14 protein-coding genes, 1 pseudogene and 1 riboswitch are annotated in these 20,656 nt (G+C 53.9%); of the genes and pseudogenes, 7 read left to right on the top strand and 8 right to left on the bottom strand.

Annotated features, from left to right (window positions below):
• Nucleotides 1-48: 48 nt before the first annotated feature.
• On the top strand, nucleotides 49-855 hold the full coding sequence (locus tag FYC48_RS25460; protein WP_149499627.1) for a DUF4198 domain-containing protein: 807 nt from the start codon (nucleotides 49-51) through the stop codon (nucleotides 853-855).
• Nucleotides 856-1,011: 156 nt separating this feature from the next.
• Here the strand turns inward: FYC48_RS25460 and FYC48_RS25465 are convergent, their stop codons facing one another.
• Genes FYC48_RS25465 through FYC48_RS25475 form a run of 3 tightly spaced genes read right to left on the bottom strand, consistent with a single transcriptional unit; the run spans nucleotide 1,012 to nucleotide 6,854 of the window.
• Entirely contained in the window at nucleotides 1,012-4,725 is a 3,714-nt protein-coding gene (locus tag FYC48_RS25465; protein WP_149499628.1) for a hybrid sensor histidine kinase/response regulator, read from the bottom strand.
• 7 nt (nucleotides 4,726-4,732) lie between these two features.
• Complete coding sequence (locus FYC48_RS25470) at nucleotides 4,733-5,761, bottom strand: hypothetical protein (RefSeq protein ID WP_160149768.1); 1,029 nt, start codon at nucleotides 5,759-5,761, stop codon at nucleotides 4,733-4,735.
• A gap of 13 nt (nucleotides 5,762-5,774) precedes the next feature.
• Complete coding sequence (locus tag FYC48_RS25475; protein WP_160149769.1) at nucleotides 5,775-6,854, bottom strand: hybrid sensor histidine kinase/response regulator; 1,080 nt, start codon at nucleotides 6,852-6,854, stop codon at nucleotides 5,775-5,777.
• Between the two features lie 500 nt (nucleotides 6,855-7,354).
• Here FYC48_RS25475 and FYC48_RS25480 point away from each other — a divergent pair, with 500 nt between their 5' ends.
• The gene (locus tag FYC48_RS25480; protein ID WP_149499631.1) at nucleotides 7,355-7,585 is read left to right on the top strand and encodes a hypothetical protein; all 231 of its coding nucleotides are present in this window, start codon (nucleotides 7,355-7,357) and stop codon (nucleotides 7,583-7,585) included.
• 10 nt (nucleotides 7,586-7,595) lie between these two features.
• Here FYC48_RS25480 and FYC48_RS25485 read toward each other — a convergent pair whose 3' ends face one another.
• The 4 genes and pseudogenes from FYC48_RS25485 to FYC48_RS28555 all read right to left on the bottom strand — a co-directional run bounded on the left by FYC48_RS25485 (nucleotide 7,596) and on the right by FYC48_RS28555 (nucleotide 10,914).
• Nucleotides 7,596-8,462 (bottom strand): DUF4465 domain-containing protein, encoded by an 867-nt coding sequence (locus tag FYC48_RS25485; protein ID WP_230773997.1) that lies wholly within the window; start codon nucleotides 8,460-8,462, stop codon nucleotides 7,596-7,598.
• Nucleotides 8,463-8,723: 261 nt separating this feature from the next.
• Nucleotides 8,724-9,665, bottom strand: a complete 942-nt coding sequence (locus FYC48_RS25490; RefSeq protein ID WP_230773995.1) for a DUF1559 domain-containing protein — start codon at nucleotides 9,663-9,665, stop codon at nucleotides 8,724-8,726.
• Between the two features lie 30 nt (nucleotides 9,666-9,695).
• A pseudogene (locus FYC48_RS28880) lies at nucleotides 9,696-9,881 on the bottom strand (DUF1289 domain-containing protein); the annotation flags it as partial.
• A gap of 10 nt (nucleotides 9,882-9,891) precedes the next feature.
• Nucleotides 9,892-10,914, bottom strand: a complete 1,023-nt coding sequence (locus FYC48_RS28555) for a PEP-CTERM sorting domain-containing protein (protein WP_235034431.1) — start codon at nucleotides 10,912-10,914, stop codon at nucleotides 9,892-9,894.
• Between the two features lie 247 nt (nucleotides 10,915-11,161).
• A riboswitch (cobalamin riboswitch) is annotated at nucleotides 11,162-11,411 on the bottom strand.
• Between the two features lie 255 nt (nucleotides 11,412-11,666).
• On the opposite strand from FYC48_RS28555, the gene FYC48_RS25500 reads away from it, so the two are divergent.
• Nucleotides 11,667-12,764, top strand: a complete 1,098-nt coding sequence (locus FYC48_RS25500; RefSeq protein ID WP_261345092.1) for a chemotaxis protein CheB — start codon at nucleotides 11,667-11,669, stop codon at nucleotides 12,762-12,764.
• A 124-nt stretch (nucleotides 12,765-12,888) separates the two neighbouring features.
• Here the strand turns inward: FYC48_RS25500 and FYC48_RS25505 are convergent, their stop codons facing one another.
• The gene (locus tag FYC48_RS25505) at nucleotides 12,889-13,449 is read right to left on the bottom strand and encodes a glutathione peroxidase (RefSeq protein WP_149499635.1); all 561 of its coding nucleotides are present in this window, start codon (nucleotides 13,447-13,449) and stop codon (nucleotides 12,889-12,891) included.
• A 724-nt stretch (nucleotides 13,450-14,173) separates the two neighbouring features.
• Between FYC48_RS25505 and FYC48_RS25510 the strand changes: the two genes are divergently transcribed.
• From FYC48_RS25510 to FYC48_RS25525, 4 genes are all read left to right on the top strand, one after another.
• Entirely contained in the window at nucleotides 14,174-15,742 is a 1,569-nt protein-coding gene (locus FYC48_RS25510) for an MFS transporter (RefSeq protein WP_149499636.1), read from the top strand.
• 312 nt (nucleotides 15,743-16,054) lie between these two features.
• A complete protein-coding gene (gene aspS / locus FYC48_RS25515) occupies nucleotides 16,055-17,833 on the top strand; it encodes an aspartate--tRNA ligase (protein ID WP_149499637.1) in 1,779 nt (592 codons plus the stop codon).
• Nucleotides 17,834-18,309: 476 nt separating this feature from the next.
• Nucleotides 18,310-19,134, top strand: a complete 825-nt coding sequence (locus FYC48_RS25520; protein WP_149499638.1) for a hypothetical protein — start codon at nucleotides 18,310-18,312, stop codon at nucleotides 19,132-19,134.
• Nucleotides 19,131-20,459, top strand: coding sequence for an HTTM domain-containing protein (locus FYC48_RS25525; protein ID WP_149499639.1), 1,329 nt, complete (start codon nucleotides 19,131-19,133; stop codon nucleotides 20,457-20,459). Before FYC48_RS25520 ends, FYC48_RS25525 begins: the two co-directional genes overlap by 4 nt.
• Nucleotides 20,460-20,656 lie beyond the last annotated feature (197 nt).

Here is a 20,656-nt window from a genome sequence, read left to right on the forward strand (position 1 = left end):
TGAACCAAGTTTACCGTCAAGTATTTCTACTACTACCAAGGAATCGTTATGATCCGTTCCGTTGTTTTTTCTGCCACGGTCTTTGTCGCCTTAATCACGACGACCCAAGCTCACAAAGTTTGGTTGCGTCCCTCACAAACCTCACTCTCGGGCAATGATCCCTGGGTAACCGTCGACGCGGCAGTGTCCAATGACCTGTTTTATTTCAACCACTTCCCTCTCGGGTTGGACAATTTGGTGATCATTGATCCCAATGGAAACCAAGTCGAGGGCCAAAACCAGAGCACCGGCAAGTACCGAAGTGTTTTCGATGTTCAGCTCAAGGAAAAAGGCACCTACCGAATCGCAATCGTGAATCAAGGATTGTTTGCAAGTTGGGAACACGACGGTCAGCGTCGACGATGGCGTGGTAGAGCGAGTGACTTCGCTTCTGCGCTACCCGAAGGTGCGACGAACGTCAACGTGACAGAATCGGTCGGGCGGATCGAGACATTTGTGACCAACGGTGCTCCGACGGAAACCGCTTTGGAGCCGACCGGGAAAGGAATCGAACTGATCCCGGTGACTCACCCGAACGATCTGTATGCCGAAGAAGAAGGGACCTTCCAATTGTTGGTCAATGGTAAACCAGCCGCCGGATTGGAAGTTGAAATCATCCAGGGAGCAACTCGTTACCGCAACTCGCAAGATACCGTGCATGTCACATCGGATGACGAGGGCAAGATCAAATACACATGGCCCGAAGCCGGGATGTACTGGTTGTCGACGTCGAAATCTGATTCAGATACGTCGATTCCCAATGCGACTCAGCGACGTCTAAGCTACGCCGGAACCGTCGAAGTCTTGCCGCAGTAATGAAGTATCGATGCTGATTGAAGGGCTTCGGGAATTCGTGAGCCGTACACGCGGCCCGTGTCGTCAAACGCGTCAGAAAACGGGTAGTGCGGCGAGTGCAGTTGACTCGCCGGTTGGCGTAAGCCGGTTCAATCCGAGAATCCAGGGCAAAGTAAATCACAATTCGTGCGGCAGCTCGAGCGATCGTAAATGATCTTCGACGGCTGTCAGCAGGGTTTCAATCCGCGGCGCGAGTTGGTCGTAGGCATCTTGCGCGGCACGTAGGTTTACTTCCGCGGGGGCTTTCTCCAGAACTTGTACGAATTTCAATGTGTCGGATTGCTGGAAAAAGCGGATCGCATTCTTTAATTTATGAGCGTAACGACTTGTCTCATCTGCATCGTTGGTGGTCAGTGAGAATGACAGTCCTTCAGAAACCAGTTTGATTTCTAATGCATAAGCTTTGGTAATTTCACACAGACGTTCGGTTTGTCCACCGACGTGGTCGAGTAACTCAGGCCATGGGATCTCCGGCACCCCGCTGGGTTTGAAATCGTCCATGAGACTCGTTTGGGACGGCCGCGATGATGTGATAGATGAAGTCGAGTGTTCGATGTCAGAACGGGGATTCGTCGATGACTGCGAGTCCAGTCCGATCGCTTCTCCGATCGCTCGGAAGAGCTGAATTGGATTGACTGGTTTAGAGACGTAATTATCCATTCCCGCGTTGAGGCACCGCTCACGGTCGCCGGTAAGTGCATGAGCGGTCAGGGCAACAATCGGGGTATGGTAGTTTCTTAATTCGTCAAGTTCTCGGATAGCCGCGGTGGCTTCGAAGCCATCCATTTCGGGCATCTGCACGTCCATTAAGACGACGTCGTAGGTTTGCAATTGCACCGCTTGTACCGCTTGCAGCCCATTCATCGCGACATCGACGCGATGACCGGAGGCGTCTAGGATCGCCATGGCAAGCTTTCGGTTTGGCAAACTATCTTCGGCAAGAAGGATTTTCAGCGGGCGAAGATGAGAGGCCGGATCGCGATCGATCGGCGAGATGGAAACGTCGGTTTCCAAACCGTTTTTCCCAAGCTCCGTGGATTCTTCTGAGTCGCTATCGTCACGTATGTCAAGAGTTCGCACAATCAATTCATACAGCTCTGACTGTTTGATCGGCTTCGTCAGTCGACCCGCAATATTGCATTGTTCAAGGTCAGTGTCGTTATCCGTGAATCCTGACGATGTCAGCAGGATCAACGGGAGCCGTGAATAGTATTGGTTCTCCTGAGCGACCGCAGTTGCGAATTGATAGCCGTCGAGCTGCGGCATATTCAAATCCGATAGGATGATTTCGTAGTCGAAATCTGCGTCGACGCTGTCACGTAGTTTTTTCAATCCATCGAAGGCACTGCATGCGGTGTCCACTTCAACGCCGTGGGTTTCGAGCATCTCACGCAAAATGATCAGATTCATTTCGTGATCGTCCACGATGAGAACTCGCGTTGACTTCAGTTTGGAAATCAGCAACCGCCAAGGTGGGATCGACGTCGATTCGCTTCGTTCAAATATCGCTGAGAATCGGAACGTGCTGCCGCGATTGACATCGCTCTCGACGGAAATGTTGCCAGCCATCGCGTTAGCCAGACGTGAAGCAATCGAAAGCCCTAGGCCGGTTCCACCGAATTGTCGCGTGGTCGATGTGTCGACTTGTTCGAAGTTTTCGAATATTCGCTGCAAGTGTTCGTGTGGGATTCCGACTCCGGTATCAGTCACGCTGAATTGAACCTTAACGTGACTCGATGGAACAAGGTCAGCATCGTCGATAGTGACTTCGACAAGGACATGTCCCGTGGCGGTGAACTTGATCGCATTGCCGATTAAATTGAGCAGGATTTGTCGGGTTCGTCCCGCATCCCCGATCACCACCTCGGGAACATTGCTGGCGATTCGACAGGTCAATTCCAGTTTCTTTTCATCCGCCTTGACCGCAAACGTTTTCAGTGTGTCGCCGACAAGATCGGGGAGGGCGAAGTCATAGCGATCGAGTTCCAGTTTGCCTGCTTCGATCCTTGAAAAATCTAAGATGTCATTTATCACTTTGAGCAACGCTTCAGCGGAATCAGACACCGTATCCAAGTAATCTCGTTGCAATTCATCAAGTGACGTGTCGAGAACCAAATGGGTCAAACCGATGATCGCATTCATAGGGGTACGGATTTCATGACTCATGTTTGCCAGGAAATCACTCTTCGCTCGCGAGGCCTGTAGGGCGGCTTCACGTGACTCGATCAACAGTCGTTCTTGTCGTCGGCGCTCGGTCAAGTTCACGATGACGCACAGGTGGTATCGCTCGCTACCGGTTTGAATCGGAGTCAGTCCGACTTCGACGGGGATTTGATAACCGTTTCGGCCTTGAGCAAATAGCTCTTGCTTGATCGGACAAAAATCGCGTACGCCGTCGATGCTATTGTCGGTTTGAACGAAGAAGTTGGATTCGCAAAACTCCTCCGGCAGAAGATTCAGGATTGAATTCCCGAGTAAGCCTCCTGCCGGGTAGCCGAAGAGTAGTTCGGATTGTTGATTGGTAAGGGCGATACGCCCGTTCTGGTCGACCATCAACATTGCGACCGCAGCAGAGCTGAAGATTTCTTGCAGCAGTCGTTCTTTTCGTTGAAGAATCCCCTTGGCTCTCTCGAGCGCGCGGCTCTCGTTGGCCAATTGGATTCTCATAACGTTAAATTGATAAGCCAGTAGCCCCAATTCATCGTCGGATTCGACGGGGACTGGTGTATCAAGGTTACCTTGTCCGACACGGGACGCTGCTTCTGTCAATTCGACGATAGGAGACGCCAGCCGAGAGGCAATCCAGTTGGCACTTGTCGCCGATGCAAGGGTTAGCAGAATTGTCGTGATCACCGAAATGATTGCGACAAGATTGCTCAGGTTAGTGACCGTCTCCGACTCCGCGTTCATTGTCGTCAAATGATGCTCGCTGATTTGTTTCAAGATGTTGGTCACTTCGGTCGCAATCGGGATTGCTTCCGAGTTCAGGCGGTGTCTCGCGACATTCCATGGGCGTGGTCGTTCGGGATCGATCAGCTCGGTGGCCACGGATTGGTAGGCGGTAAATTCAGCATCGACGATCTTTACCAATTCCTGCTGCTCGGGCTCGAAACGGTCATGGAGTTTTTTTAGCGATTGAAGTTGTCGCTGGCACACTTTTAGCTGACGCCGATGTCGGTCTTGGTCGATCATCCCCTCTTGGTCGGAAAACTGCTGAAGGATGTCTTTGCATCGGACAAAGCTTCCGCGGAAATTAACCAGCGGTCCAAGGATCGCCACCCGGGCTCCCGAGTCGCGTTGGTTTTCCAGGTCAACTAGTTGCGATGTTGACTCGAAAATCGAGTGACTGATCGGAAGAACGTGCTCGGCATAAAAAAGTGTGTATGGTTCGTTTCCAGGGGTGTGTGCTACGTCTTCAATCCACCATTGTGTTTCGCGTAGGCTCTGTAGCTGCTTTTCGACTCGTCGAAGTGTTTCGTCAGAATCTGTTTGGCCCGATTGAGCCTGGATTTCATGGAGTGCCTTGATCGAAGGCGAAATCGAATCGTTCCAGGCGGAAAGTCTTTCGCCTTTAAATTGCGGATTACCTGCGACGATCCAACCGCGCAACGCCGCGAGGGATTCTTGGACGCCGGCAACAATTTGCATCGACGCTTGGGCAGCGGGGGCGCGTTCATTCGTCAAATCGAACGTTCGCTGTCGCAGATTTAACTGAAGCATCAGGATGATCAAAAGACCGATCAAACCGAACGTCGCGATCGACAGATGCGAGCGAAGAAGTTGCTTTTGAAGAGGTCGTTTGACCTCTGGCAAAGTCTGGCTTTGATCCATCGCAAATTCACTCGCTATCGTTGACGGACGCCGGTCCGAGCCATTGCGGGTTTAATTGGGCATGACTTTGCAAACGCTCAAGTTGGCGTTCCAGAATGCCCACCCGTTGGTAGACGTGGGCCGGGAATTTTCTACCGACCGCATACACTTCACGCGGGGGGGCGGTATTCGGAACCAAGGAATGGATGTAGGCGATTTCAGAAACGACGAGTGAGGCGAGGTTGAGGACATCGCCCGGTTCGACGTCCTGGACATCAGCTTCTTTCGTGTCGAGTTCCAGAATCGGTAGCCCCGACTGTTGTCCGATCCGTTGCGTGATCGCTAAGCAGTTGAGCAACCGTCGATAAACATCTGCCGGAAGCCGATCCGGAATGAAATCGGGTGTTTCCGGCATGACCTGTCCAGGTTGTGTCTGTTCAAGTATTCGCGACGTATACCCGATCCCGACCGTTACCTGCTCGAAAACATCACTGGGCGAAATGCGTTCGTCCAATAATCCGTTCAGCTTATGAATGGCGAGGACAACGGATTCAAAGACAAGAACCTCTGTCACAACTTTCTGTCTTGAAGCGACGACGTTCTGGGATGGCATGCCGTAAAGTGTCATCACTGATCGCAGTCGGTCGTGAGCCGCATTGGCAAGATCAAGGATCGGCGCATATCCGATCGCAGATTGACCGATCGGATCTGCACGCAAGCGAGTATGATCGAACGCAAAGCGTTGTGAGATACGATACAGCACTAGCGACTGAAAGTAGATCTGACGCGCTCTAACATCGCGGACGTTTAGCATCGCGGCGGAATGCTGGGAACGACCCATGTAGACACGGATCGTGTCGAGGTCGGAGTGGATCTGGGTTAACCGATCATAGATTTGATTCAACGGTTCAGTTGATCGTTTGTTGTCGTCGGCGGCAACCAGGTCCGAAGTTACCGATGCGACGATAATGGCAAGAACGAGCGCGACTCGTGAGAAGGAATGATGACACATGAGATGCACCCATTGAACCGAATTTGAAAGTTGGCAGTGAATCATGACAGACGAAGCATTAGGCGTAAGTCAGAGCATTCACGTTAGGAAACACGAGTTTGAACGTGCTGCCGATGCCCAATTCAGATTCGACGTCGATCGAACCTTGGTGTTGTTGGACGATTCGATTGCAGATCGCCAAGCCGATTCCGCTACCTTCAAATTCGTTGATCAAATTCAATCGTTTGAAGGGGGCAAAGATGCGCTCATAATTTTCGCTCGCGATTCCAATCCCGTTGTCACGTACTGTGACTGTCCATTGATCGGCTGAGGCATTTGCCGACTCAATCGTGACTTCAGGAGATCGCTCTTTGCAAAATTTGATCGCATTGGTGATCAGATTCTGAAATAACTGCCTAAGCGCCCTGCGGTCGCCTTCGATGGCAGGTAATTCGCCGACAGAAATCGTTGCGAGAGTATCGGCGATCTCAAGGTGAAGTACATCAATCACTTCCGCGACTACGCCATTGAGATCGACTACTTCAAAATCATTTGATTTGCGGCCAGATCGAGCGTACTCAAGTAGCCCATCGAGTGTCGACAAGGCATAAGTCGCATTGTTATGAATCGTCTTGATGCAACTTGTTGTATCCTCGTCAAGCTGTTTCGAATCGCTTTTGAGCAATAGCTCGGCATAGCGTCGTAGGATCGAAATGGGACTTCTTAGGTCATGCCCCGCGATCTGTGCAAAGCTCTCGAGTTCGCGTTGTTTGTCTGCAATTTCGGTTGCCATTGCCATTTTGTCGATCGCATTGCAGATCGCACGTTCGACTGACTCCGGAGTCAACTGTGGCTTGCTGACGTAATCTTGTGCGCCTTCTTTAAGGGACATGACCGCAATCGATTCACTACCATTGCCGGTGACCATCACAACGGGCAAGAATGTGTGTCGCGATCGGATTTTAGAAAGGAGTTCTAATCCGTTGAGCTCGTCAATCGAATAGTCAAGCAATAAGCAATCAAACATGCCATGGGCAAGACGTTCAAGCCCGCCAAGTGAACTCGACTCGTGAGTCACCTCGACATCATCTAATGTTGTCTGCTCGATCATCGATTTCATCAGCATGGCATCGCCAAGGCTGTCGTCGATCAAGAGCACTGAGAGGGGGGAATTGGGGATTGTCACGTGTTCGATATCCGTTGGAACGGTCGCATAGGTTGCGAACGCAAAATAGTCAATTCTTTCGCGATGCTTGGTTCCGAAAATTCAGCGTCACGGAACGGCCTGGCACGAGTGAATTCGTTCCACGTCCGCCCTGAATCCGTCGATCAAGAAGTCGACAGCAGGCCTGTTTTTGGGGGGGAGTCGTCGAACGGAGCTGCTCGGGCAACGTGATCAATCGGGGGAAGCGTGATCATCCGCTGACCCTCATCGACAACTACCGAAAGATAAGTCGCGATTGTGCAAGGTGGAGTGAATGTCGCTAAACCCAAGGCGACTGTCGCAGCTTAGACAGAGTTTAGGTGCTAGCATTGGCCCGGCGAGGAAATGCTGTTCCGCGCCAAGCAGTTGGGTGCGACTGATTGACTCGCGCTCGATCTTTGCTAAAAATTCGCAATCGAGTGCGACTTTCTTGCCCGAATTTGGATCGCGAATTGATGGACAGAGAGATGGAGCAGAGCGACGAGGTTGCGAAAAAAGAATTGCACCACGCGAAATTGGATGAGATCTATCAGCTCCACAAAACGCTTCGATCTCGAATCGAACTTGAGGCATCTCATTTGCAAAGCCTCGTCAATCAGTCGTTGCAAGCCCGGGCAATCGGCGTTGCGTTGCCCGAGTCGAAAACGGATGACCTTCAGCAGGTCGTCAATCTTGAAATGATTTGAGCAACCGATGCTAGGCGGGGTTTCGGCGTTTGCGCCGACGAAGGGTTCCCGCGACGCAAAGTCCGGCGATCGCAACAGCAGCACTAGGTTCAGGGATCGCGGTGATTTGAAAGTTGTCGATTGCAAAATAGGCAGGTGTGTTCATCCCGTCATCGCCTATGTCGGACGAACTAAGGTTGAAATGCAAGCTGCGGGCGTCTGCCAAAGGTGAGAGGTCAAGTTGTGCCCAATCGCCAAGAATGTAGTCTTCGCTTTCGGAGGCGAATCGAAAGTCCGCGAGATTGAACTCAATGGATGCATCGAGCGTCGAATCGGTTTCATCAAGCCCGTAGATGGATAATGTCAAGTAGTCGGAGTCGGTCCCGTCGATGCCACCAAACTTTTTTGCAAATGCATCGCCGTCTCGCATCGAAAGATAGCCATAGGTCGTGTTGGTAACCGCGACGCTATGCGCGCTGGCATTTTCGGGTAGATAGATACTCGGAAGCTGTTTGAGATGGTCGACGTTGTTGCGATCGAAAACGAAGTTCTCATCAATGAATCGAGTTGTCTCGACGTCACGATTGCCGAATGCGACGGCATAATTTTGCGACCCACCGGCGCCTGACCCTGGGTACGCGCTGTACTGATTGGAGAAGCCTGGTGTCGTATTGTCAGTGACATTGCTAATCGCAAAGCCGCCCCAGCTAAAAGCTGAACTGCGATTTGAGAGCTGGATCTCATCGACCATAAACGTACCCACCTGCTCTGTCTGAGACCCCCACCAGTAGTGCGTTTCTTCGGCGGTCGCATTGCCCGTTGGCCCGTTGAAATAGCTTTCCGGGCCGAGCGGAAATGATTCAAAGTCAATCACTGTTTCGGCAAACGTTGAAGGCACGAGTATGCCAGTGGCGAGTACCGAGAGAGCGAAGTGTCTAAGTAGGTTGCACATATCATTAAGTTTAGGGGAATGCGGATCGAAGCAATCGTAATCAGTTGAACACGAATGATTCGGCTTAAGTCATTTCGCTCTTCCTTCGGAAGAGTCGGGCTCTCAGGCCCAGAGAGAGCACCCTCCCCGGCCGTTTGCACGTCCGATCCTACCGCAAACGGGAGCGTGTTATTCAGATGCTTAAACCCCAGGCTCGTGTTTACCTGCTTAGTAGTCGGTGATCACCTCACCACCCCGGCGAGAGAGCAGTGCGGATAGGATTTGCAGATCCAAGCTTTGCGTGACGAACCGGGCGGAGCCATCTGCCATTAGGAAATGAGAACCGCCGACGTGATAGCTATGAAACTCTTGGCCAAAATCACAGAAGTCACCGTTGCGACTGGCCAGCATGGCTGAACATGAGTCCCATGGGGATCCCGGCGAGACATGTTCACTGATCGGTGCACTTTGGTCGAACAGATTTTTGTGCCCGATCCAAATGGAATGCAGGCCTTCGGGAGCTTCTCCGCAAACGATCGTGTGCGTCGTTCCATCCAAAATGTCTCGCAATCCAATCTGATGGTCTTTTCCGAATAGCATCACACCACGTCCTACCGCATCGCCGATACCAATATCGGAATAATTGTTCTGGCAGTTTCGCGATGGATAGCAACGCAACGATCGTTCGCCATAGTTACCGGCGTAATCGGTTCGCCCGAATTGCAATGTTGACGATGGAGAGTCGCCGTTGGGACGCGTCAACGTTGCCTTTGGTGCCGAAGGACACAAATAGGTTGGCACCACTTGCTGTCCGCCGGCATGATTGTCGGGGTGCAGGTAAGGGATCGCCGGATCAAGTTTTTCGTAAAGCGATTGCTGTTCAATAAACGGCAATATCGTCGTGCCCCAGCTTGGACGCCATCGCATCCGCAACGCCCAATTGGTCATGCTCGCGAAGCCAGCACCGCCATACGGAAGTCGCTTGTAGGCGGAGTGATAATTTAGAATACCAAGCCCGAGTTGCTTTTCATTGTTCAAGCACTGGACTCGCCGCGCCGCTTCGCGAACAGACTGCACTGCCGGAAGTAACATCGCAATCAACATCCCGATGATCGCAATCACGACCAATAATTCGACCAAAGTGAATCCTGGCCGAGTGTTTGAGGCCATTGCGTTGCCGCTGCTTAGGCGAGCCCGTGCGTTGCTGACGATACGAGCCTTCGTGTTAGAGTCGGCGGCGGACCAAAGACCGATCTCGTCTCGAGATCGGCCGCATCCGATGCAAAACGACGATGCATTCAGTCGGCATATCCCATTGCAGGGCGATGTGACTGGTCTGTCGTTCGCGTGTTCGCGATAGGGCTCCGGACCGACGTGTTCACTCACGAAGTCATCCTCATGCGCGGTTTCGACGTCGACGGCGAAGCATCATTCCGAACGATAGTCCGCCGAGGGCTGCCAGCGCCGACGGTTCGGGAACCGCACTGACATTAATGACGCCCACCGCACCGGTTGGCAGGCCGACGTAGTCAAAGCCACCGGAATCAAACGTGACCCAGTTGTCTATGATCGCGTTGCCCTGCGAATCGCGAGAGATACCCGCAATGCTGTTTCCGCTTTCATCGACCAACTCGCCACTGCCGACGACATCGACCAGGCGGACATAATTGATGTTGTTTAGATCAAGAACACCGCTAAGCACCAAGGCGTCAGTGCTTAGTTCATCCAAATCAAATGGCGTGCCCCAGTTGTTGGCATGTTTGCCGGCAAGGTTGTAGACGTTGGACATGTCAAAGCCCTGGAACGTCCCGGCGCCCGCGGTGGGGGCCGTGTTCAGTGAGATCGACGGGAAACGCAGGAAGTCACTGCCATTGCTAGAAACTTCGACGAACGCGAGCTCGGCGAACAGCGAGGTGTTTCCACCTAAACCAAATCCGTTCTCGAACACGGCAAAGTCCGCGCCGTCACCGTTCGCGATCGCCTTGTCAAAGCCAAGCGTGATCGTGCCCGGCATATCGATCCCGATGAATCCGTAGGTGTCCGAGTTGTCAAAGACGTTGCCGGCGTAAGGGTCCGTCACGGACCCGGCATGGAAGCTGCTCGGTTCGCTACCGACGTCCGGTTGGTAACGTTTGTCAAAGCCGGTAAGACCATCCGGGCGAGCGATCGGGCTGTACAGATCACCGAGGGAAGCAAAACCGGTTGTCGGAGAAACCAGCCGATCACCAACGCCGGGGGCTGGTGAGTAGTCGACCACACGAGACTCAAAAACGGACAGCTCGCTTCTCGCGATCGGGTTGTCGATCGCTCCGTCGGTCACCCCGGAAATTCCTGAGTAAGGGCCGTTCTGTTGCGCGATCGCAGTTGCGGCATTCAAGCAAGTCAATGCGACAATGATTAAGGTGAGGTGCTTTTTCACGATGGATGATTCTGGCAGGCGCGACCGGAAAGTTCTCAGGGTTGGCCATCTGTATCGTCGCTACGTGCGGACTGGTCAGACGGGCAGTCACGGCGTTGGATTCCCATCGTTGGGAGGAACACCGATGCGGGGCAAAGCCGGGAAGACGCTTTCGGATACGCGGTTGCGGGTAACATGCGTCAGCAATGACGGTGCCTTCGATAGGGCACGTGTCTGCTGCAACGACCGCCCCATTCCAGGAGGGCACTGAGCCGTCTTGCCTTAGGTAGGTCTTCTGACTCACCGCCTTTTCCGGTCGCTCGTTGCCTTCTCATTGAGGATCAGCGGAAAATCGCAGACCATCAACAATGGCATCAAGAATTGAGCGACGGATGCGATCCGATTGAGATCGCGGGCGGCACACAGCGGCCGGACCGTCCCGGAATTGCACCGGAGTTCCCTGTTCACCAAGTCACAGCGCATCGCGAATCTTGGTCACCAAAGGCAGCCAGATACTACCGCCGGCAGTGGGCCTGTCAAGCATGTCGTTTCTCGCGTTTTTTCTTGGCACGCCGGTTGCACCTCCCTAACAATGGCGGGTGACGTTCGGTTGCGTCCGGGATTGGCTCATTTGTCTGGCCAGAATTTCGAAGTTTCTGGCTGATCAACACAGCGACTGGCTGGGAAGAGCCAGACGCAAATCGGTGCTCAGCAATGAATCAGACGATCGCCCGCGATCGAAACGAACGAACGCTTCAACAGAGGTGCTAAGAGTGCGCATTCCCGACAGAAACGATGATGGACCCCGCCGGCACGATATCTTCTGCATCGCAGCGTCGATGGGCGGGATTGAAGCGATCTCCGAGCTTTTGCGTCAGATTCCCGCCGAGTTTCCGGGGGCGATTTTCGTCACCCAGCACACCTCTTCGACCAGTCGCCGTATTTACCTTGCCGAAATCTTCGGTCGCCATGCCAACTTGCCCTGCCATCTTGCGAGCGACGGTGAACCATTTCGCAAAGGAAGCGTGTACGTCGCGGTCCCCGACCATCACTTGTTGATTGAACGAGATTGTATTCGGACCGCGATCGGCCCCAAGGAGAATTATGCCCGTCCCGCTGCCGATCCAATGTTTCGTTCGGCCGCCGTTCATCATGGAGGAGCTGCGGTCGGAGTTGTGCTCACCGGAATGTTGGATGACGGATCGGCCGGGTTAGAGGCGATCAAGCAATGTGGTGGCAAGGCGCTCGCCCAGCATCCCGAAACGGCCATCGCACCTGACATGCCAAGCAATGCGATCCGCTACTGCGATGTCGATGGCGTGTTGCCGCTTGACGGGATCGCAACGGCGATGTCTTTGCTTGCCGAATCCTCCGCCGGAGATTCAGTCCCGCCTAGCCAAACGTTGCTCACCGAACTGGCCTTTGCTCAATCAGTCGAAAGCAATATTCCTGCCGAGCAACGCATCGGTCAACTCTCGCCCTATATGTGTCCCGATTGCAGTGGCCAGATGTGGCAGGTAGATCAAACCTCGTTGCGCCGTTTTCGATGTCACGTCGGACATGCTCACACGATTAAGTCACTTGTTGAGTATCACAGCGACGCCGCCGAGCGGATGGGATGGTCGATGTTACGAACCTTACGAGAGAAAGAACGAATGATTCGTCAGCTTGCCGATGAAGAAGATCAGAAGGGAAACACTGACGTTGCCGCGATTTATCGCCAGCAGGCCGAAGCTGTCGGGCAGCAAGCAGCGTTGATTTCCAACGCGATTAAGCTCGCACCCGAGAGCAACGTTCCTCAAGGCAGCACAAGGAGTAGTGGGATCGAAAACGGGCTCGCTGCCCTGCAGAGCAATCTCGCCAGCGAATAAACACGCTTATGTTGTCCAATGGCGTTCGCCACAAATGTTTCGGACCGAGCGCAAACTCTCTCTGCCGCCGGTCAGACTGAACTGAATCGCGTCTTCACGCGACTCATTGTTGCTAGGCGATGACCTATAGTTCTGCTTCAATGGCGCTGACCAATTCCTTCGCGTCTGGCTTGGTCGGTGGTGCGAAACGGGCAATCAATTGGCCATCGCGGTCGACCAGAAACTTTTCAAAGTTCCAGCTTACCGACCCGGCTCCCTTGGGCTTGGTCTCTTTGCTCGTCAGATACTTGTAAAGATCGCAAGCGCCGTCATCGTTGACCTCGACCTTGCTGAACATCGGGAACGAGACGCTGTAGTTTGACGTGCAGTACTGTTTGATCTCGGCGTTACTACCCGGGTCTTGGCCGCCAAACTGATTGCATGGAAAGCCAAGGACAACGAATCCTTTGTCTTTGTACTTCTGATAAAGCGATTCGAGCCCGGCGAACTGGGGTGTCAGCCCACACTCGCTGGCCGTGTTGACGATCAGCACAACCTTGCCTTCAAAGTCTTCTAGATCGACAACCTTGCCGTCGATATTTTTCATTTCAAAATCCAACGCACATTCGTGGTCGCTCTTTTTCTCGGCAGACGCCATCGTGGTCAAAGCTCCAAAGGCAATCATCGCGGAAAGGATCAAACGCATAGAATCGGTTCCTTAGGTGGTGAAGACAGGGTGGTTTAAGTGGGGAGCTAACCGATGGGCAGCCCTGTCGAAGCGGCGGCATTCCGGTTTAGTCCCATCTCAGTCTGGTCGCAAATTGTAGCCTAGCGGATACTGCTAGCGTCGAATTCTTACTCGCGTCGTCAAATCGCCATTGCCCCAGACCGCCCTGGTGTTCCGCCTAAAGTTGGGCCGACGACCGTCGATGGTCGCCGAGCTGCGGTGTAATTGGGATTCCGACAGTTCAACACAACAGGACCATCCGTTGGTGATCCTTCGGTCAATCTGCTGGCATTGCTGCTCTGGAGTTGGGGCGGATTCGGATTTTGGGGAGCGAAGGAAACGGTACGCTTACGATTCGGAAGATCGAGAGACAATGTCGCTCAGCTTTCCAAGTTGAATGCGGAACCAAGCAGGTGACTCCTCCCGTTAAAAACCCTTCCAGTGCTTGAGGTTTGCAGCGGATCACCGTTTGCACCCGCTCGGTTGTCGATCGAAACGCTTGATTAACACCGTGAATTTCGTGGAAAATTTGCCTGTCAGGCGAACTCTGACGGGCAAGCTGGTGGCAACGAGACCGCAGGGGGATTAACTTCTCTTTCTCGCCCGGATTTGCCAGCAACGTCTTGACCGTAACCGGTACCATCGGCAGCATTCCGGATCCCTCCCTTTTATGTCCTCCTTCTCGCCTTGTGGAGCTCCCCGAATGGAACAAGCACGTGGAAAATTGATGCTTGCCAGCTTTTTGACGCTGGTAGCCTCTGGAATTGGTTTTGCAACGCGAACCGCAGCCGGGGGCCCATGGGAGCGAGAATTCGATTTGGGACAAGTCCAGTTCGGTGCCATTCTTGGCGCAGGGTTTTTAGGCTTCGGTCTAATGATCTTCTTCGGCGGGATTCTGGTCGAGAAGTTCGGCTATAAGAAACTGCTGGCACTCGCATTCGTTCTGCACCTAGTCAGTGCGGTGATGTTGTTCGCCGCTAACCCGTTGTTCGATGGATGGCGCGAATCGGATCCCGAAAACGCGACGGCGAACGTTTATAGCGTTTTGTTTTGGAGTGCGTTCTTATTTTCGCTTTGTCAGGGGCTTTACGAAGCGGTCATCAACCCACTGATTGCCCAGATTTATCCGGAGAACAAGACGCACTACTTGAACATTTTGCACGCCGGTTGGCCGGCCGGGATGATCATCGGCGGTTTGTTCGCGGCTGGCTTCATTGGCGAGAATGCGTGGTTCGTGGAAATTCCGTGGCAGTGGGCGCTGTCTAGCTTCGCGATCGTCGTGATCATCTACGGCGTGTTGATTCTGCCTGAGAAACTTCCCGAGACCGTGGGTGAGTCCTCCGGCAGCTTCGGAACGGTTTTCTCTTGTTTCACCTCGATTCCATTCCTGGTCTTGATCGTCTTGCACGCATTGATCGGCTACATGGAACTGGGCGTCGACGCATGGATGACCAAGTTGATGGAGAACCTACTTCCCAACTCTGTTTTGATTCTCGTCTACACGTCGCTGTTGATGTTCGTGCTGCGATTCTTCGCCGGGCCGATCGTTCACAAGGTCAACCCGATTGGGTTGTTGTTCGGTAGCTCGATCATCGCTTGCTTGGGACTGCTGTGGTTGGGGTCGCCGATTCAAAGCGTCGCGATGATCTTCGTAGCCGCGACGTTCTACTCGCTCGGAAAAGCATTCTTGTGGCCGACGATGTTGGGGGTTGCCGGCGAACGGTATCCACAAAGTGGTTCGGTGGCGATGGGTGCCTTAGGCGCAGCCGGGATGCTTTGTGTCGGGCAAATTGCCGGGCCTCGCATCGGAACCCAGCAAGGCTATGAAATGAGCGAGCGTTTGCAACAGGCCGCCCCCGAAACGTTCGAGCGTTACGCCGATGCGGATCCGATCAGTTCTTGGGGGCTTGAATATCGCCCCGTCAATGCCGCAAAGCTCAACGCCGCCAACAACACCGAAGTCGTCGAGGGCGAATCGGTCGATACCGCCGCGATCAGCAATGCACAACTGATTCCCGATGAAGACAAGCCAGCATTGGTTTCCAATGCCGCGACGGATATCCCCGCGGTCAAAGAGGCCAACTTGTACGGTGGGCGTCGAGCTTTGACGTTGACCAGTTACGTCCCGGGGATGATGGCGATCGGTTTCCTCGGCTTGCTGATCTACTTCCGTTCCATCGGCGGCTACAAAGTCATCACCCTTGACGGTGGCTCAAAGGACCACGAAGACACCGATGACGCGTTGGAGCAACCGGTGCCGAGTGAATACTAATCCCGCCACCCGCCGTTAGTCTTTAATTGTGACGCCCCGCTAAACCAGCGGGGCGTTTTTTATGGCCAGATCAGCCGAATGGCGTCAGCCACGGTTGTACCGGTTCGCATCTACCCCAGGTCAGTCGAATGACGTTAGCCATGGTTGCTACGCGATCACCACTGGCAACATCGTGACCGCCGTCTGGGGCTTGGTTTTCGTTTCCAGAAAGAATTCGCCAGGGCTCGAGTGCCCCCTGAGCAATCTTGGCTTGGTGGTCTAAAATCGCGGTTTTCCAGGTCAACCTTCCCCCTTTTCCCGAACAATAGTCTCGTGCTGCGAACACACACCTGCGGCGAACTGCGCAAAGAACACGTCGGAACCGAAGTAACCCTGTGCGGCTGGGTCGAGAATCGACGCGATCATGGCGGTGCCGTCTTCATCGACCTGCGAGACCGATACGGGTTGACCCAAGTTGTGATCGGCCCCCCCGAAGCCGACGCCGCTCAGATCGATGCCGCCGGCCACGTCCCGGCCGAGAGCGTGATCTTGGTGCGCGGCAAAGTCGCCGAGCGTTTGGTCGGCAAAACCAATGAAAAGCTGGCGACCGGCGAAATCGAGGTCCGTTGTCCAGAACTCAAGGTGCTCAATACCTGCCAAACGCCTCCATTTACCCCAAGTCAAGCAGACTTGCCGGGCGAAGATTTGCGTTTGAAGTATCGTTTCTTGGACCTTCGTCGTCCTGAAATGCAGCGTGCGATGGTCCTTCGTAGTCAGATCGTCAAGACGATGCGTGACTACTTTGCCGAGCACAACTTCATCGATGTCGAAACTCCGATCCTGGGACGAAGTACTCCCGAGGGCGCTCGCGACTATTTGGTTCCCAGTCGAGTTCACCCAGGCGATTTCTATGCGTTGCCCCAGTCGCCACAGCTCTACAAACAAATTTTGATGGTCGCCGGTTTCGACCGCTATGTGCAAGTTGCCAAGTGTTTTCGGGACGAAGACCTCCGCGCCGATCGGCAGCCCGAGTTCACGCAGTTGGACTTGGAAATGTCCTTCGTCGACTCCGACGACATCATGGGCTTGATCGATGGCTTGGTCGCCAAGACAGCCAAGGAGATTTTGGGGAAAGACGTCACGCTTCCGTTACCACGGATGACTTACGAAGAAGCGATGCGCCGATTCGGTCACGACGCCCCCGACTTGCGATTCGGAATGGAGATCATCGACGTCACCTCCGTTGCTCAGAAAACCGAATTCCGTGTCTTTCGCGCCGTCGCCGACTCGGGCAACTTCGTGCGAGGCTTGCGTGCCGTCGGCGCCGCAGAAAAATACTCGCGTCGACAGATCGATGAACTCACCGAGTTTGTCAAAGACTTTGGCGCCAAAGGCTTGGCATGGTTCCGAGTCGAAGAAGATGGGTCGTTATGGAGCCCGATCGCGAAGAATTTTGAACAAGATCATCTCGCTGAGATCAAGTCATTGATGGAAGGCGAACCCGGTGACTTGCTATTGTTCTTGGCCGATTCATGGGAAGTGACATGCAAAGGGCTCAACGCGCTGCGTAAACGTCTCGGTGCCGAACTCGAACTCTACAAACCAGGCGACTTGCACTGCAGTTGGGTGACCGAGTTCCCGATGTTCGAACGCGACGAAGAAACCGGACGTTGGGTCGCGATGCACCACCCCTTCACCGCTCCGTTGGAGTCCGACTTCGATAAGCTCGAAAGCGATCCAAAAGAGTGCCGTGCTCAGGCGTATGATTTGGTGATTAATGGCAGCGAAGCCGGAGGCGGAACGATTCGGATTCATGACCAAGCGATTCAGTCAAAAGTCTTTGAGCTGATGGACATTGACGAAGCGACCGCCGAAGATCGCTTCGGATTCCTGCTCAACGCGTTGCGATTTGGCGCCCCGCCGCACGGTGGGATCGCTTTGGGGATTGACCGTTGGGTGATGTTGTTCGCCGGGCTTGAGAACATTCGCGAAGTCATCGCGTTTCCGAAAACGCAAAAGGCGTCCGACTTGATGACCGAAGCTCCCGGCCAAGTCGACACCACGCAACTCACCGAATTGCACCTGCGAACCCTGGCCAAAAAAGCCGACTGAGCCGACGCTCTCTTGGCCAACCTTTCGTTTGGAGGAGGTGCCGGACGCTTCAGCGGCTGGGGAGGGGGCTCGTTGGGATCGAAACGCAGCGTCCTCGTTAGATCGGCGTCTCCATCCGCATTTGCCACAAGAGCAAAACCGTCGTTTAGGCGCGGAGCATTCGGGTCAGGAACTTGGGGATGGCTCATCAGCCGACGGCGTTAGCCCCGGCTATTGCACCGGAATCATGGCGAACGCGAATCGGCAAATTCTGATTTCAGAGGTTGACGAACTACTCACACCTTCCCCCAAACGAGAACACATTCCACGGGCCCTGCACAAACCAACACCCTTCAGTTTTGTTCCGACTCACCTTTGTTCGTTTCGTGACGAACTGTCACTGCCAATTTTGATTGATCGGGTTAACCTGTTAGCCTCCCCCGGTTGATCGGTGGGCTGGTAATCAGCGGCGACCTTTAGATTTGATCACGGCATCCATGGCGGAAAATTTCAACGCGTCTTCAGCAATTTCGAAACGGAGGCGGGTACTGCTTAGCGGCGTGATCCTGTTTCATTTTCTAGCCGTCGCGCTGCCCCCGCTAGCGTTTCAGACCACGACCGTCGACGGTCCTTCACCCCTGATTGATTTCTTGATTCGTCCTTTTCGTGGCTACGGCGAGTTCTTTCACCTCAATCGTGGTTATGCGTTCTTCGCACCCGATCCTGGCCCCAGTCATCTGATTCAGGCGGCAATCGTCCAGCCCGACGGAACGGTTCAAGAGCAGATGTTTCCGAACTTGGATGTGCAGTGGCCGCGGCTGCTATATCACCGTCACTTCATGCTCTCAGAGTTTTTGAACGAGAACTATTGGCCACCGGGACCGCCCGACGAGATGTTTCAAACCGATCGTATGGCGGCGGAGTACTGGCAGCAGCGACGCGGGCGTTATGAATTCATTCGGCAGTCGATGGTGGACCATTTAAAAGCCGTCAACGACGGTCGCGACGTAGCGATTCGTCGGATCGAGCACGGACTTCCCGCGCTAGCCGACTATTTGGCCGAACCGATCGAACTGACCGATGAACGGCTTTACAACTTGATGTTGGACCAACCGCTGTTCTCTGATCAAATCGCGCCTGCTGTGGGCAATCCCGATGCGAACATTGAAACCGAAGTCATCCCGGTGCCTCAGAATCAGCCCTCCGGTGAAACCGATCCCGAAGCTTCGCCTTCTCCGGTTCTTCAGCAGTCAGGCTCCCACAACCCCAATTCAGAGCGGCCGGAAACACCCTCGGCGCGGCCTCAGGGGGCACCCCAATGAGCACGCGCGAAACGGTCGAATCGCAATCTGGGCACGGTTCTTATCGTGAATCGTTAGCCAAGGGATGGGAAGTCTGGGAACGATTCTGGTTCACGCCTCGTCCTCCCCACCTGCTTTGCGCTATGCGGATCGCAGCCGGGGCGATGCTGTTCTATTGCCATCTCGTACTTGCCGGCAGCCTGCTCGAGTTCCTTGGCCCGGAAGCTTGGATCAACAACGAGATGGCGCGTCAGTTGCATGACGGAGCGTTTGGGACGCACGATTGGGCGCGCAGTTACCTGTGGCATCTTGAAAGCCCGACAGTATTAGCCGTCCATCATGGTTTCACGATGTTGGTGATGGCCGCGATGACGCTAGGATTGGCAACCCGAGTCGTCGTCCCCTTGGCGTTGTTTTTGCAGTTGATGTACTTGCATCGTTTGACCGGAGCGCTCTTCGGGCTCGACCAAATTGTGACCTACGTCACGTTGTATTTGGCGGTGGCTCCTTGCGGTGCCCGTTATTCGATCGATTCCATCGTAAGGAAACGGTTTGCCGGACGATTCGACGCGTCACCTCGGTTGCGGTGGTGGGTTCCCGATGCAACGCCCAGTGTGGCAGCAAACATCAGCACGCGACTACTGCAATTGCATTTATGTGTGATCTACTTATTCGGCGGGATGTCGAAAGCCCGTGGTGAAACTTGGTGGAACGGGCTCGCCGTTTGGTACGCCGTTTCCAACTACGAATACCAGTCGATTAACATGACATGGTTGTCGCGTTATCCCGCAGTGATCTCGGCCCTTTCGAACATCACGATGTTTTGGGAGGTGTTTTATTGCGCCTTGGTCTGGCCCAAGATCACACGTCCCTTCGTGATTTTAATCGCATTCATGGTTCATGGCGGAATCGCGTTGTTCCTTGGCATGATGACATTCGGATCAATGATGATCGTCGCCAATTGCATCTTTTTACCGCCAACCTGGTTCCTGACACGCGACGAATTGCTAGACATAGAAGACGTTGACGACGAGTTCGAAGTCGACGATCAACTGGCAGACGACGAAGCATTGGTGGCTTCCGAAAGCGAGCTCGATCGTCAATTGCGTGACCCCGGCCTATCTGCCGATGAGCGGTCTAGGTTGAGGAAGAAAAAGGAGAAGATTCGCGAAGCTGCCGAGCGTATCAATCGCCGTTATAAGGCATTGAAAAAACGCGAAGCTAAGTACGAAGCACGCGTCAGAAAACTGCGTCAGCGAGAGGCCAAGATTAAGGATCTTGTCGAAAAACGACGCGCAAAAAAACGCGACGCGCCGGATTCCGATGACAGCGATCGGCCCGCTTGAAGCTGCAAACCGGACGCATCGAATTGAGCGGCAAGGATTGGGGCATGCTCCCGATCAAGCCTGATTCGAATTCTAGATTACCGATGTTCTTCGGCCGCAATTACCGCAACATTCGCGTTGTAAACGTTTGCCGTGACTGCCGGATTGTGTTCGTTCTCCATTCAATGCCAAGCACCCGTAAAATGCGAAGCGGGCGG

Origin of the sequence: Roseiconus lacunae (assembly GCF_008312935.1) — a bacterium.
Lineage (GTDB): Bacteria > Planctomycetota > Planctomycetia > Pirellulales > Pirellulaceae > Stieleria > Stieleria lacunae.